General features: G+C 69.4%; 10 protein-coding genes and 1 pseudogene. 3 read left to right on the top strand and 8 right to left on the bottom strand.

What is annotated here, in order from left to right:
- Positions 1–77: 77 nt before the first annotated feature.
- From ACZ4XD_RS25860 to ACZ4XD_RS25835, 6 genes are all read right to left on the bottom strand, one after another.
- On the bottom strand, positions 78–956 hold the full coding sequence (locus ACZ4XD_RS25860; protein WP_468045836.1) for a hypothetical protein: 879 nt from the start codon (positions 954–956) through the stop codon (positions 78–80).
- 140 nt (positions 957–1,096) lie between these two features.
- The gene (gene helR / locus ACZ4XD_RS25855) at positions 1,097–3,280 is read right to left on the bottom strand and encodes an RNA polymerase recycling motor ATPase HelR (RefSeq protein ID WP_468045834.1); all 2,184 of its coding nucleotides are present in this window, start codon (positions 3,278–3,280) and stop codon (positions 1,097–1,099) included.
- 805 nt (positions 3,281–4,085) lie between these two features.
- Complete coding sequence (locus ACZ4XD_RS25850; protein WP_468045832.1) at positions 4,086–5,318, bottom strand: GNAT family N-acetyltransferase; 1,233 nt, start codon at positions 5,316–5,318, stop codon at positions 4,086–4,088.
- Positions 5,319–5,773: 455 nt separating this feature from the next.
- Entirely contained in the window at positions 5,774–6,565 is a 792-nt protein-coding gene (locus tag ACZ4XD_RS25845) for a metal-dependent hydrolase (protein ID WP_367790374.1), read from the bottom strand.
- A gap of 504 nt (positions 6,566–7,069) precedes the next feature.
- On the bottom strand, positions 7,070–7,963 hold the full coding sequence (locus ACZ4XD_RS25840) for an IS5 family transposase (protein ID WP_468045829.1): 894 nt from the start codon (positions 7,961–7,963) through the stop codon (positions 7,070–7,072).
- Positions 7,964–8,015: 52 nt separating this feature from the next.
- A complete protein-coding gene (locus ACZ4XD_RS25835; RefSeq protein ID WP_468045827.1) occupies positions 8,016–8,543 on the bottom strand; it encodes a sugar O-acetyltransferase in 528 nt (175 codons plus the stop codon).
- 107 nt (positions 8,544–8,650) lie between these two features.
- Between ACZ4XD_RS25835 and ACZ4XD_RS25830 the strand changes: the two are divergent.
- The 3 genes and pseudogenes from ACZ4XD_RS25830 to ACZ4XD_RS25820 all read left to right on the top strand — a co-directional run.
- Positions 8,651–9,514: pseudogene (locus tag ACZ4XD_RS25830) on the top strand (LysR family transcriptional regulator); the annotation flags it as partial.
- Positions 9,515–10,235: 721 nt separating this feature from the next.
- The gene (locus ACZ4XD_RS25825; RefSeq protein ID WP_468045825.1) at positions 10,236–12,749 is read left to right on the top strand and encodes a DEAD/DEAH box helicase; all 2,514 of its coding nucleotides are present in this window, start codon (positions 10,236–10,238) and stop codon (positions 12,747–12,749) included.
- 52 nt (positions 12,750–12,801) lie between these two features.
- Entirely contained in the window at positions 12,802–13,671 is an 870-nt protein-coding gene (locus ACZ4XD_RS25820) for an acyl-CoA thioesterase (protein WP_468045823.1), read from the top strand.
- Here ACZ4XD_RS25820 and ACZ4XD_RS25815 read toward each other — a convergent pair.
- Positions 13,602–14,498, bottom strand: coding sequence for a DUF6397 family protein (locus ACZ4XD_RS25815; protein ID WP_468045821.1), 897 nt, complete (start codon positions 14,496–14,498; stop codon positions 13,602–13,604). The genes ACZ4XD_RS25820 and ACZ4XD_RS25815 overlap by 70 nt on opposite strands.
- Positions 14,499–14,577: 79 nt before the next feature.
- Positions 14,578–14,985 carry a roadblock/LC7 domain-containing protein gene (locus ACZ4XD_RS25810; protein ID WP_468045819.1) on the bottom strand — a complete coding sequence of 136 codons (408 nt, stop codon included), beginning with the start codon at positions 14,983–14,985 and terminating at the stop codon, positions 14,578–14,580.
- Positions 14,986–15,017 lie beyond the last annotated feature (32 nt).

The following is a 15,017-nucleotide window of genomic DNA, read 5'->3' as shown; positions in this document are numbered from 1 at the left end:
GCCGTACGGCGACCGCTACGGAACGGCGGCGCAGACCTTGAAGTCCGCGCCGCCGTTCCGCTGTGCGGGACGACGGGTCAGCCGGCGGAGCCGCCGCGCATGGCCGTGCGCAGATCGCTCGTCTGCTGCGCCAGCGTCTTCAGGTCGATCTTTTTGAGGGAACGCGTGGACGCCCCGCCCACGCCGATCACGTCACCGACCGAGGTGCTGTCGGCCCAGATGCACAGGGGGATGTAGTCGCCACCGCCCTGGGCGACGCCGCAGCGCAGAACGGCTCCCTTCGCGTCGGGGCCCTGGAGAGCGAAGTCCTTCGGCGCGACGGCCATCGAGTTCGGGCCGAAGGCCGCCTTCACCCGCTGCGCGGGGTCGGTCACCGTACCCGTACCGGTGTGGACGCCGAGGGTGACCGAGGGCTTGTCCTGCGGGCGGTAGACCGCGTCGGTCTGGGTCAGGCCCTTCATCTCCGGGTACATCTCGGGCTTCCGCTTTTCCGGCGGGTACATCTGCGCGGTGCTCTTCGCGTCATAACGAAGTTCCGTCGGACCCGACTTCACCACCTTGGGGACGGCCAGCCCCTTGGGGTTGCTCTCCCCCTCGCCCGTGCCCTGTCCCTGCCCCGGGCCCTGGCTCGGTCCCCGTTCCTGGCTCTGCTCCCCGCTCTGACTCTGCTCTTGCCCCTTTCGCGCCTCGGGGTCGTCGCCGCCCCCGAGCTGTGACCACGCCAGGTAGCCGCCCCCGGCGAGCAGCACGACGGCGACCAGGACGACGGTGAGGATCAGTCCGGTGCGGCGCCGGGGAGGCGGCGGAGGCGGCGGCACGAAGCCCGGGCCCCCACCCTGGCCCGGCAGCCCGGCCGGCGGCGTCTGGCCGTTCTGCGGCGCGACCGGTGCGCCGGGGTAGGACGGCAGCGGGGCGCCAAATCCGGGTGGTGGTGTCTGCGGCGGCTGGTGGGTCACAGTTGTCGGTTCCCTCGTCATCGGTTGCAGGAGCCCGGACATCCTTCCGCATCGCTCGAAGTCACCGACGTCAGGGGGCTGGTGCGGAACAACCGGGCAGCCACCCACTCGGCCGGTGACCGACGCTCGTCCAGCCGGCGTCAGCTGCTCGTGAGGATGACGAGTCGCTGGGTCGCCCGGGTCATCGCGACATAGCGGTCGACCGTTCCTTCGATGCCCTGGCCGAACTCCTCCGGATCGATGAGGACGACCAGGTCGAACTCCAGCCCCTTCGACAGCTCCGGGGTCAGCGACCGGACGCGGGAGGTCGTCCGGACGGTGGGGTCGCCGATGACACAGGCGATCCCGTCGCTCTGCGCGGCGAGCCAGCAGTCGAGGACCGAGTCCAGATCCGAGGTGGAGCCGTGAACGACGGGGATGCCGCTGCGGCGGATGGAGCTCGGCACATTGGCGTCCGGGAGCACGGCCCGGATGACCGGCTCGGCTTCCGTCATGACTTCTTCCGGCGTCCGGTAGTTGATGCTCAGGGAGGCCAGGCTGACCCGGTCGAGACCGACCCGCTCAAGCCGTTCCTGCCACGACTCCGTGAATCCGTGCCTGGCCTGCGCACGGTCCCCGACGATGGTGAAGCTCCGCGACGGGCAGCGGAGCAACAGCATCCGCCACTCCGCGTCGGTCAGTTCTTGCGCCTCGTCCACGACGATATGCGCGAACGGGCCGGCGAGCAGGTCCGGTTCGACGGCGGGCAACGCGGACTCATCGACCAGGGTGTCCCGCAGGTCCTGGCCGCGCAGCATCGTCACCGCACCCTCGCCGTCGTCATCGGCCGCGAGCACATTGTCGATGACATCGGCCATACGCTCGCGTTCGGCGGCGACCGCGGCCTGGTGCCGGCGCTGTCGCCGTGCCGTCTCCGGGTCACCGAGCCGCTGCCGTGCCGCGTCCAGGAGCGGCAGGTCGGACACCGTCCAGGCGTCGGGAGCGTCCTTGCGCTGCAACTTCCGTACCTCGTCGGCGCTGAGCCACGGAGCGCACATCCGCAGGTACGCGGGTACCGACCACAGGTCTCCGACGAGATCGGCCGCTTCCAGCAGCGGCCAGGCGCGGTGGAGTGCGGTCACCAGTTCTTCGTCGCGCAGCAGCGACCTGCGGAAAACGTCGGGCGGCACATCACCGTCGTACTTGCCCCGCAGGATCGTGAGCAGCTCCTCCCAGATCTGCTCGCGCGCCTCGTTGTGCGGGGTGCCCGGTTCCGGTGCGTCGAATGCCTCGGCCCAGTCGTCGGCGCTCAGCCAGAGGTCGGCCCAGTCGGTCGTGACCGTCATCCCCTCGGCGGGCGGCTCCTCGTAGAGCCTGACGGCCGCCTCGATCGCCTGCACCAGCTTCGCGGACGACTTCAGACGCGCCACCTCCGGGTCGGCCTCGACCGCTGCGGTCGCGCCCTCGGCGACAAGGTCCCGCAGGGTGCACGTCTGCACACCCTCCTCTCCGAGGCTGGGCAGGACGTCGGCGACGTAGGCCAGGTAGGGGCGGTGCGGACCGACGAACAGCACACCGCCCCGACGGTGACCGAGACGGGGGTCGGAGTAGAGGAGGTAGGCGGAACGGTGCAGCGCGACGACGGTCTTCCCCGTACCCGGACCGCCGTCAACGACGAGAGAGCCACGGGAGCCCGCACGGATGATGGCGTCCTGGTCGGCCTGGAGGGTGCCGAGCACATCACGCATCCGTGCCGACCTGTGGCCACCCAGGCTCGCGATGAAGGCGGACTGGTCGTCGAGCGCGGCATGCCCGGCAAACACGTCCGAGGTGAACACCTCGTCCCAGTAGTCGCTGATCCGGCCGCGGGTCCACCGATATCTGCGGCGGCTGGCCAGACCCATGGGGTGGGCGTGGGTGGCTCCGAAGAACGGCTCGGCCGCGGGAGAACGCCAGTCGAGCAGCAGCCGGCGCCCCGCGCTGTCCGTAAGGCCAAGCCGCCCGACGTACACCGGCTCGGGGTCGTCCGCGCCCACCATGTGCCCGAGGCACAGGTCCAGCCCGAAGCGACGCAGTGCGCGCAGGCGCGCGGTCAGCCGATGGATCTCCGCGTCCCGGTCCATCGCCTGCCGGCCCACCCCGCCGGGCGCCCTGCGCTCGGCATCGAGACGGTCGGACAACTCGGCGATCACCTGCTCCAGGCTCTCCGCGAGAGCCGCGAAGTGCTGCTCATCGCCGCCGATCAGCGCCGGGTCGGCCTTGGCGGAAAGACGCTCGGGAAGGTCAAACACGCTGGTGGTCAGCGGGTTCACGGCATGGACTCCGATCTGCGGGCGCGCGGTCATGGCGCGCGGCAAGGTGTTGGGAATGGAGTGCGGAATGGGGTACGGAAACTGGCGGGCGGCGTGACGGGCGAGCTGCGCTTCGGCGGGCAGGGCACGGGGCGTCGTTGATTCAGCCCGCTGTGGTGGGCGATTCAGTTCGCCAGGGTCTCCCCACCAGCGGTTCAACGTCCCCGCGCGACCCACGCGACCTCTACGTGGAGAACACCCCACACACCACACGCACTTCACAGCCCCGTTTTCCTGCATTCCGGTTCAGGCCGGTGATTCTGCGGCACAACGGGGGCCTTGCCGCAAGCCCCCCAGTGCGCTATATCTTGAGAGTGGAAAGGAGCGGATATCTCCTTTCCTTTTCTTTTTCCTCCTCCGCGTTCTCCTTCTCCCGGCCTAGCGGGCGTTGCGATCAGTGGCGGGAAAAGCGTTGAAGGGATGAAGACCGGGCTGGTAGGCGGCAGTTGCCGTGACACCGCCCGAGGAGGTGAGACCCAGGAACGCTGTATCGGTGTGGGTGCGGTTCTTCGCCCGGCATCTTGGCCAGACGACCACCTCACCGCCCTGAAGGTGAGCGGCAGAGGCATCCGGTCCGCCCATCGGGCGCCGCTACCGCGGCCCGGGTTGAGGATGCGTATCCCGAAGATGGATCCGCGTAGCGGGAGCCCAGTCATGTAGCGGGAGCCTTGCCACGTAGCGGGAGCCCTGCCACGTTGCCGGAGCCCTGCCAGGTAGCTCGCGGGCATCTTGAGCGAGCACCGCGAAGCCCCCTCGTACCCGGCCTCACGAGACTTGTGCAGGGTCGGCGAGCGCGCGGTCAGAACCAATGCAGGCAGTGCGGGGAACGGTCGGCGCGGAAGAGGGCATCGGCGAGGGCGGCCGCGCGCGGGCGGTGGGCCCGGATGTGTCCGGCGCGTACGAGCGTGCTCGGCGCGGTGCCGCCGAGGTAAACCGCGCCCAGGTCGCTCACGCCCAGGGAAAGATCGGGCTCCCGGTCCGTCGGGACGCAGTCCGCCTTGCCGTCCCGAATGGTCAGCAGGTAGCGGCCGTGTTCGCCGAGGAATGGGTCGTCGACCTCCAGGACGAGCTCGCCGTCCGTGAACCAGCCGCGTGCGGTCAACGCACGCGGGACGTCCAGCAGCCGCACCCAGAGCCAGTCGGTGTCGTCGCTCACCTCACCGGCGCGGAAGTCCGCGAGCTGCCAGCGCAGCGGGTGCTCGGGCGGAAAGTGCTTGAACACGACCCGACTGACCAGGTCATGTCCGAGCACGAACCGGGCCAGGGCCGTGAAGACGGCGTCGTCGGTGGCGATGGTCTCGTCGACCGTCAGGGTGCCGGACTCGACCGAGTAGCTGGCGTACCCGTCCGGGACGCCGTCGGCATCTCGGTGGACGGCGATGTAGCGCGGCGCCGGAGAGAGCGGGGGCTGCCCCGCGCCCACGGCCCACCAGCGGTGCGGCCGGGACAGCGCGCCGGGCTGTGCACGGCGGTACCGGTCGTAGACCTCTTCCAGGATCTCGCCACACTCGGCACGCCGCAGCACCTCGACCGAGCCCGTGTCCGATCCGCTCGCTGGGACGCCGGCTATTCCGCGCGCTCGGGGGAGGGCGAAGGCGGCCTGGTGGCGCGGCACCGTCAGCCGCTGCGTGTAGGTCGCCGGTCCGTAGCCGAACCTGCCGTAGATCGGGGCCTCGGAGGCCAGCAGTACGGAGAGGAACTCCCCGCGGGCCCGCAGTTCGGCGAGCTGATGCTGCATCATCGCGCTGAGGACGCCCTGGCGCCGGTGCGAGGGCAGGACGCCGACGGCGGTTACTCCGGCGGCCGGGACAACGGTCTCGCCGGGCAGGGTGAGCGCGAAGGAGTAAGCACCGGCGGTGCCGACGGGCCGCCCGTCCGCCGTCATGGCGAGCAGGTTGCGGTCCATTTCGAGCGCCGACCACCAGACCCCGCCGCCGCCCTCGGCCGGGATTTCCGGGAAGCGCCCGAACGCGGCATGGAGTGTGTCGACGAAGACATCGAGATCCTCGTCGGTCGTGGAACGGATCTCCATTGCTGCCGCTGCCTCCCCCGGGATACCGGCACCACGACTCGTGATGCCCCGCCACAGTGCAGCCTTCATGCGTGTGCCGGGGCAAGCGAATTACGGCCGGGCCCGCGGCGGGTCGCAGGACAGTCCAGTCCCAGTCCCAGTCCGGCCCCCCGGGGGGGGGTGTTGCGATGGTCGGGGTGGGTTGCGATGGTCGGGCTCGGCAGCGGGGGGCTCGGCGGCGGTGAGCCCCGCGCGGGAGCGAAGGCGTCAGCTGTGACTGGCAGTGGTCAACCGCCGCCCCCAGACAGCGTCCTGGAGACGGCCATCGAACCGGTCCACCTTCATCACGCCAGCCGCCCTGAGCCGACACCACCGCATCGGTGACCTGCCGCTGTCCTGCCTACGTCGGAGGAGTGCGCCGGCTCGGGGCATCTGATGCTCAGCAGATGGCAACGCAGCGGGCCCAGCCCGACGGGTCAGATGTAGCCGAGCGCGCCCAGACCACCGAGGCCGCCGAGCACCATGAACAGCGGCATCAGCACCTTCAGCTCCACCCAGCTGCCGGCCTTGAAGCGCATGCCCTTGGGCGGGCCGACGGGGTACCAGCGCTTACGGCCTATCGGGATGGGCCACAGGACGGGGCAGCCGGAAACGGTCAGGGCATCGCCGATGTCATGGACCAGCGCGCCGAGGACGACCGGCAGACCCAGCCAGAGGTACTGCTGCCCCGGCTCGGTGAACAGCCAGCTCGCACCATTGCCCGGCTGGTCGAGAACGCCGGCCAGGATCCACGCCGAGGCCGCACCCAGCAGCCACACCAGTACGTCGCTGGAGACCCGTGCCGCCCGCCACAGCAACCCCTCGATGGCGAGCACCATATGGACGAACAGGATGCCGAGTACCGCCCAGCGTCCGCCCTGCATTGCCAGCAACGACATACCGCCGCCGACCAGCACGGCCCAGACCCAGGTGTGAGTGAGCGTGCGATGACCGCCATTGCGGTTCGAGTCGCCGCGCATCTTTGTCGCCTTGTAGACAGCGTGCGAGATGGCATCGACCACCTCGCACAACATCCGCGACAGCGGCCCGAAAGCCCGGGAGATGGTCGCGGATTTGTGGTCGAGGTCGGGGGCAAGCGCCGCTCCGGCGCAGATCAGAGCCCCACACACGAGCACCGGCCAGGGCATCGGATGTCCTGCGGCAGCCGCCGCCGCACCCACCCCCAGCCAGGCCGCGGCCCCGGACAGCGAGTGCGCCGGTCCCATCATGGTTACTCCCACCCCTTGTTCTCTCGCGCATGTCCACCTGCGCGGCACGTCGATCCCGCACTGCTGAGCCGCGCCACTGACGCCCGGTCGGCGACTCAGCGTAGCGCCAGATGATCTCCACCCGAGGAGCGGGTAAGCCAACTCCTCCCTGCTGGGCCGGGCCAACCCGCTGCTGCTGGGCGGAGGCGTGGGGTGCCTGGGGAGCACTGGCCATCGACGACGCAGCCCTAACGCCACGTCAGTTCCTGCACAAGGTCGCCGACTACAGCGCGTTGCTGGGGCGAGAACGAGGAACAAGGGGAGCCGCAGCGGGGCGAAGGGGCGAGCGGGGGTCAGGGGGGAGCAACGGGGAGGTGGAGGTGGGGAGGGTGGGGCCGAGAGGGGCGAGCAAAGGCGGGGCGGCGGGGACGAGCGGACGTTGGCGAGTGCCCAAGAAGGGCGAGCAAAGGCCGCAGGACGAAGAGAGCGACCACGCGCCGGGGTGGGAGGACTAAGGCGTGTCCGTTAAATGCGAGCCCAGACCAGCGCTGCGGCGAGGACCGCAGCCGAGCGGTAGACGATCGCGAGCTTGTCGAACCTCGTGGCCAGGCCCCGCCACTGTTTGAGCAGGGCGAAGGACCGCTCGACCACGTTGCGGTTCTTGTAGGCCACCAGATCGAACTTCGACGGACGCCCGCCTGCTGAACCGCGGCGGCGACGGTGCTCCTGCTGGTCACGCCGTTCAGGGATGACCGCGGTGATCCCGCGGGCCTTGAGCGCCGCTCGGATCGCGCGGGAGGAGTAGGCCTTGTCCCCGAGCAGCATGGTCGGGGTCGTGCGCGGGCGGCCTGCTCCGGTCCTGGGGACTCGCAGGTCGCCCAGCAGCAACGGCAGGGTCTGGCCGTCGTTCGCCTGCCCGGGCGTCACGACGACGGCCAGCGGTCGGCCCTGACCGTCCACGGCGTGGTGGATCTTCGTGGTCAGCCCGCCACGGGAACGGCCGATCGCGTGCCCGGCGGGCTCTCGGTGGGCGTCGAGGCCCTGCCCTCGGGCTGCAGCCTGGCACTTCCTGGGGCGGCGGGTGTTGGTGGCGTGCTGGTGGGCCCGGGTGATGGTGGAGTCCACCGCCACTCGCCAGTCGATCAGCCCATCGTCGTCCGCGCGGGCGAGCAGGACACCGAGCACGCGGTCCCAGGTCCCGTCGGCGGCCCAGCGGCGGTGGCGGGCCCACACGGTCTTCCAGGATCCGAACCTGGCTGGGAGGTCTCGCCAAGGAATACCGGTGCGGTACCGGTAGACGATCGCCTCCACAATGCGGCGGTGATCGGCCCACGGCCTGCCACGACGACCGGTACTGGAGGGCAGCAGAGGTCGGATGCGGTCCCACTGCCGGTCGGTCAGCCGGGCGTGACGAGGCATCAGGATCGGACCGCAGAGGTGCGGTGCACCTGAGCCGGCAGCCTGGCCGGGCTCAGTCGATCGTCTTGATCACCCGGGCAGGCACTCCCGCGACCACGGTGCCGGCAGGAACATCACGAGTGACCACCGCACCGGCGGCGACCACCGCACCGGCACCGATGGTCACCCCCTGCGTGATCACGGCAGCCGTCCCGATCCAGACGTCGTCCTCGATGACGATCGGCGCGAAGGAGAGGTACTCGCGGCGCTCGGCCAGGGACAGTGGATGGCCTCCGGTGATGAGGCTGACCTTCGGGGCGATCATGACGCCATTGCCGATACGGATGCCTCCCTTGTCCATGAAGGTGCATCCCTGGTTGACGAAGACGTTCTCACCGAACGTCGTGTTCAGCCCGTACTCGGTAAAGAACGGCGGGTAGATCATCACCGACTCCGGCAGCGGGCCACCGAACACAACAGAAAGTAGTTCCGCACGACATTCGCTGTCGCTGAACGGAAGCACGTTCAGTCGAGACGTCGCATCGGACACCTCCACGATCCGCTCCGCATGACGCGCGAACTCAGGCGTCTGTACATACATAACCTGCTCTGTGCGGGTAGACATGCGTTGATCCCACCACCGCGCAGAACACCCGATCAAACAACCCTGCATCACACCAGACACAACCAATGGTTGTGGAAGTAAGTGTGGATGTTGAAGCGCTGCGGACGTTCCTGACCGTCGCCGAGACCGGCCAGTTCCAGGCTGCGGCCGACGAGCTGGGGATCAGCCAGCAGGCGGTCTCCAAGCGGATCGCGGCCCTGGAGAGGCACATCGAGGTCACGCTCCTGGTGCGGACCTCCCGAGGCTCCCGGCTGAGCCTGGACGGGCAGGTCTTCCTGCCGCACGCCAAGAAGGTCCTGGCGGCCATCGAGCAGGCCGAGCAGGCCGTGCGCCCCGGCAGCCGTCCCTTGCGCGTCGATGTCCTCAATCGGCGCATCTCCCCGGCCCAGGCCGTCTACCGGTTCTACCGCTCCCACCCCGAGACGGACCTAGACGCGGTCACGTTGAGCAAGGAGAACGCCGCCCAGGCCGCCCAGGCGGTGCTCGAAGGGACCGTCGACGCGTCCTTCCGTGCCCTGCCGGCAGACCAGGTCCCGGCCGGGGTCAGCGCCGAACGACTCCTGGACGCACCCCTGGAGCTCCTAGTCGGACCCGGCCACCCGCTGGCTGACGCGCCCTGGGTCAGTCCTGCGGACCTGGCCGGCCACCGCATCTGGATCCCCGGGATCAGGCCGGGCACGGAGTGGGCGGCGTTCTACCAGGCGTTGTCCGAGGCCTTCGGCCTGAGCATCGACGCTCTCGGCCCCAACTTCGGTGACGAGGCCCTGATGGACGCGCTGGCCGGCTCGGCCTCGCTGGCCGCCCTCGTCGGCAGCGGGGACCGATACCTGTGGCCCGAGACCCACGACCTACGGCGCATCCCGTTGCACGACCCGACCCCGGTCTACCCGCACGTGCTGCTGTTCCGCAGCGGAGACCAGCACCCCGTGCTGACCGCGCTACGCGACCAGGACGGCGAGGATGAGGGTTGGGAGCGGGGGCGGGATTGGGGGCGGATTCGGGGTGCGGCGTGGCGCACAGCCGGAGACAGGACGACCGTCGGGGGCCTGGGGCAGGGGGTGGGTGAGGTGGGATGGGGCGGGCTCCTTGGGGGCTCCCCTCCCCCTCCCCACCCCTCCCGCCACCACCTCCACCCCAGCCCTCACCGCTCACGCTCGCGACAAGGCACCCCCCATCGCACGATGCACCGCTCCCGCGACGCCCCGACAGCGCCACACCCCCCGCGCCCCCGCCCCGGAACGGACACCCTCCCGCCGCCTCTGCACCGCCCACCTCGGGTGATCTCCGACACGCACCGAGCGCGCTGCCGCGCCAGGGCGCCTTGACCGCGACAGTGCGTCCGCAGTCGTGTACGGGTTGTAAAGACCTTGCATGGAAGCCTCCCTCTATGCCGGGGCTACTCGGAGCATCCAGGCACCGCCGCGATCTTGCTTCCCTCGGCGCCGCAGGTCCGCTCACCCCTGCGAGAAGTGACCACCCCCGGGTGCGACGGCCTACGTTTCCGCAGGTCAGGCCAGATATCGCGGCAGCTACCAGGGCTACGTCTGCGGCCTTCCAAGGAAGGGCCGGGCCGCAGGGGGACCCGTGTACGGCGCTGTCGATCTTTGGCTGGGCTCCCCTTTGGCCGCCGGTTCCCTGATCTGGGCCGAAGACAGGCAGTATGGGGGCGTGACCCTCATCGATCATCTGCCGAACGACGCCGACCCCGATGCCCTCTTCGAAGCCTTTTCGGGCTGGGCCGAGCAGCAGGGCATCTCGCTCTACCCTGCCCAGGAGGAGGCGCTGATCGAGGTGGTCTCCGGAGCGAACCTCATCCTGTCCACCCCCACCGGCTCCGGTAAGAGCCTGGTGGCGGCCGGCGCGCACTTCACCGCTCTCGCCAATGATCAGGTCACCTTCTACACCGCGCCCATCAAGGCGCTGGTCTCGGAGAAGTTCTTCGATCTGTGCAAGCTGTTCGGCACCGAGAACGTCGGCATGCTCACCGGTGACGCATCGGTCAACGCCGACGCACCCGTCATCTGCTGCACCGCCGAGGTGCTCGCCTCGATAGCGCTGCGGGACGGCAAGGACGCCGACATCGGCCAGGTCGTGATGGACGAGTTCCATTTCTATGCCGAGCCGGACCGTGGCTGGGCCTGGCAGATTCCGCTGCTCGAACTGCCGCAGGCGCAGTTCATCCTGATGTCGGCGACGCTCGGCGACATGTCGCGCTTCGAGGAGGATCTGACCCGGCGCACGGGGAAGCCGACGTCGGTCGTGCGCTCGGCCACGCGGCCGGTGCCGCTGTCGTACGAGTACCGCACGACGGCGCTGACGGAGACGCTCACCGAACTGCTGGAGACCCGCCAGTCTCCCGTCTACATCGTGCACTTCACTCAGGCCGCCGCCGTGGAGCGGGCGCAGGCCCTGATGAGCATCAATATGTGTACGCGTGCCGAGAAGGACGAGATCGCTCAGCTCATCGGGAACTTCCGGTTCACCACGAAGTTCGGCCGGAACCTGTCGCGGTATGTCCGCCACGGCATCGGCGTGCACCACGCCGGCATGCTGCCGAAGTACCGCCGGCTCGTCGAGAAGCTGGCGCAGGCGGGTCTGCTGAAGGTCATCTGCGGTACGGACACGCTCGGCGTGGGCGTCAATGTGCCGATCCGTACGGTGTTGTTCACCGCGCTGACGAAGTACGACGGCTCGCGGGTGCGGACGCTGCGGGCGCGGGAGTTCCATCAGATCGCCGGCCGCGCCGGCCGGGCGGGCTTCGACACCGCGGGCTTTGTGGTCGGGCAGGCTCCCGAGCATGTCGTGGAGAACGAGAAGGCGCTGGCGAAGGCCGGCGACGACCCCAAGAAGCGCCGGAAGGTGGTGCGCAAGAAGGCGCCGGAGGGCTTCGTCAACTGGGGTGAGAACACCTTCGAGAAGTTGATTGCCTCCGACCCCGAGCCGCTGAACTCCCGTTTCCGGGTGACGCACACGATGCTGTTGTCCGTGATCGCCCGGCCGGGTAATGCCTTCGAAGCGATGCGCAAGCTCCTCGAGGACAACCATGAGCCGCGCAGGAACCAGCTCCGGCATATCCGGCGGGCCATCGCGATCTACCGCTCGCTGGTGGACGGCGGGATCGTGGAACGGCTGGCGGAGCCGGACGCGGAGGGGCGGATCGTCCGACTGACCGTGGACCTTCAGCAGGACTTCGCCCTCAACCAGCCGCTGTCGACGTTCGCCCTGGCCGCGTTCGACCTGCTCGACCCCGAGTCGCCGTCGTACGCCCTGGACATGGTCTCGGTGGTGGAGTCCACGCTGGACGATCCGCGGCAGATCCTGGCCGCGCAGCAGAACAAGGCCCGGGGCGAGGCCGTCGCCCAGATGAAGGCCGATGGCGTCGAGTACGAAGAGCGCATGGAACGGCTCATGGACGTCGAGTACCCCAAGCCGCTGGAAGAGCTGCTCTTCCACGCCTACGGCCTCTACCGCAAGAGTCACCCGTGGGTCGGCGACCACCCGCTGTCGCCGAAGTCGGTCATCCGCGATATGTACGAACGCGCCATGACCTTCACGGAGTTCACGTCCTTCTACGAGCTGGCGCGCACCGAGGGGATCGTGCTGCGCTACCTGGCGAGTGCGTACAAGGCGCTGGATCACACCGTGCCGGACGATCTGAAGTCCGAGGACTTCGAGGACATCATCGCCTGGCTGGGCGAGATGGTGCGGCAGGTCGACTCCAGTCTGCTGGACGAGTGGGAGCAGCTCGCCAATCCGGAATTGGAGACGGCGGAGCAGGCCGCGGAGCGGGCGGATCAGGTCCGGCCGGTCACGTCCAACGCGCGGGCGTTCCGTGTGCTGGTGCGCAATGCGATGTTCCGGCGGGTGGAGCTGGCGGCGCTGGACAAGGTCGAGGAGCTCGGCGAGATGGATGCCGATTCCGGCTGGGACGTGGACGCCTGGGGCGAGGCGATGGACGCCTACTGGGATGAATACGACGAGCTGGGCACCGGCCCGGATGCGCGCGGCCCGAAGCTGCTTCAGATTGAAGAGGATGCCGCGCACGGGCTGTGGAAGGTGCGGCAGACTTTCGCCGACCCGAACGGCGATCACGACTGGGGCATCTCCGCGGAGGTGGATCTGGCCGCCTCCGACGAGGAGGGGCGCGCGGTCGTGCGGGTCACGGACGTGGGTCAGTTGTAAGGCGGTGGCTTCGGCCGAAGCCACCGGAGGATATGACGGAGGGCCACCGGTCATGACCAATCCCGCCGAGAGGCTGGTCGATCTGCTGGATCTCGAGCAGATCGAGGTGAACATCTTCCGGGGCCGCAGTCCCCAGGAATCGCTCCAGCGGGTCTTCGGCGGGCAGGTCGCGGGCCAGGCGTTGGTGGCGGCCGGGCGGACCACGGAAGGGGACCGCCCGGTCCACTCGCTCCATGCGTACTTTCTGCGGCCCGGCCGGCCAGGAGTGCCGATCGTGTACCAGGTCGAGCGGGTCCGGGACGGGCGGTCCTTCACCACCCGACGGGTCGTCGCCGTCCAGCAGGGACGCACGATCTTCAATCTGACCGCCTCCTTTCACAAGCCGGAGCCCGGCTTCGATCATCAGTTGCCGATGCGTCGGGCGGTGCCCGACCCGGAGGAACTGCCGACGGTCGCGGACGAGGTCCGCGAGCGCCTGCGCGATCTGCCCGAGGGTCTGGAGCGGATGGCGCGCCGGATGCCGTTCGAGATCCGGTATGTCGACCGGCTGCGCTGGACGCCGGACGAGATCGAGGGCGCGGAAGCGCGCAGCGCGGTGTGGATGCGCGCGGTCGGGCCGCTGGGCGACGATCCGCTAGTCCATACCTGCGCGCTGACCTACGCCAGCGATATGACGCTGCTGGACGCGGTCCGCATCCCCATCGAACCGCTCTGGGGACCGCGGGGGTTCGACATGGCCTCACTCGACCACGCGATGTGGTTTCACCGTCCGTTCCGCGCGGACGAGTGGTTCCTCTACGACCAGGAGTCGCCGATCGCCACCGGCGGCCGGGGCCTGGCCCGCGGGCGGATCTACGACCGGGAGGGCAGGCTGTTGGTGTCAGTAGTCCAAGAGGGGTTGTTCAGGAAACTCGGCGGCTGACCGGGGCGAGCGGCGGAGGTCGCGGCGGCGGGTGTCCGCAGGCGTCCCGGGGCTTCCCTGCGGGCCGTTTCGAGTTCTCGGGAGAGGTTGACGCGGTACCACATCACCTCGTCGAAGTCGTCCGCCGTCAGCACGCGCTCGTAGGATTCCCGGGCGGCCGGGGTCACCGTGATCACGGATGCCAGGACGGGCCTGAGCCGGCGCAGCAGGGCCCGCTCCCGCGGGTCCTCGGCCACCGAGGCGAGTTCCTCCGGGGGCAGCACGGCGGCGATCACCGCGGCCGTTGCCCAGGGGTCGTCGGTCTGGCCCATGAGCTGGGCGACCCGTCGGCTGCGCCACTGGCGGGCCCGCCAGTCCTGTCCGCTGTCGAGCATCACCCGCATCGCCGCAGGGGTGTTGCCCCGCATCAGGTCGGGTTCACGGTCGGCGAAGTCGGAGACCTCGGCCGCGAGATAGAGCCAGACCACCGCGCCGAAGCGGTTCACATAGAACCTGACGGGGCCGAAGCAGCCGGCCCGGGTCAGGCGCAGGACGCGGCCGGGGCCGATGCCCATCAGCGCGGCGGCCTCGTTCGTGCTGACCGTGCGGATCCGTTCGCGGAGCGCGTCCGGGAAGCCGGGCTCGGCCTGGAGGCGGGTGATTTCCTCCGCCGGGACCCGGCGGCGGCCGAGCGATCCGGCGGCTCCCGGCCGGCCGTCGGGCCCGGCCGGGACCGTCCGCACTTTTCCGAGCTGGGTGGCGAGCTCGAACTCGCCGTTCCTCAGCTCCAGTTCACGGGCCGCTCGTCCCATCGTGAGCGTCTGCTGCCCGTCGCACATCACTGTCATGTCGTTTCCCCCGCAACTCGGTCGATCACTGACAGTGACGACTGTAGCCGCAGGCGATGACAGCGGGTCAACCCCCGCCTCAGACCTGTGGATAACTTTCCGGCTGGCGGGCCGCGACGCCCAGATGCTCGCCGACACGATTGACCAGCAGCGTCATTTCGTAGGCGACCTGGCCCAAATCGGCGTCGGCCCCGGCCAGCACGCACAGACAGCTGCCGTCGCCCGCCGCCGTCACGAACAACAAGCCGTCGTCGAACTCCACCATGGTCTGGCGCACCCGCCCGACGCCGAAGTGGAGCGCAGAACCTTTCGCGAGGCTGTGCAGTCCCGAGGCGACCGCCGCGAGATGCTCGGCGTCGTCGCGCTGGAGTCCTTCACTCGCCCCGGTCACCAAACCGTCGTTGGAGAGCACCAGCACATGCCGTACCTTCTCCACCCGTTTGGTCAGGTCGTCCAGCAGCCAGTCGAGTCCGCTGCTCAATGCCATTGCTGCTTCCTCCCCGTGTCTGTGCCCGCACT

It is taken from the genome of Streptomyces sp. NPDC029466, from assembly GCF_055574515.1.
Note: the sequence above shows the minus strand (reverse complement) of the source record. Positions and strands in the feature narration are given on the sequence as shown.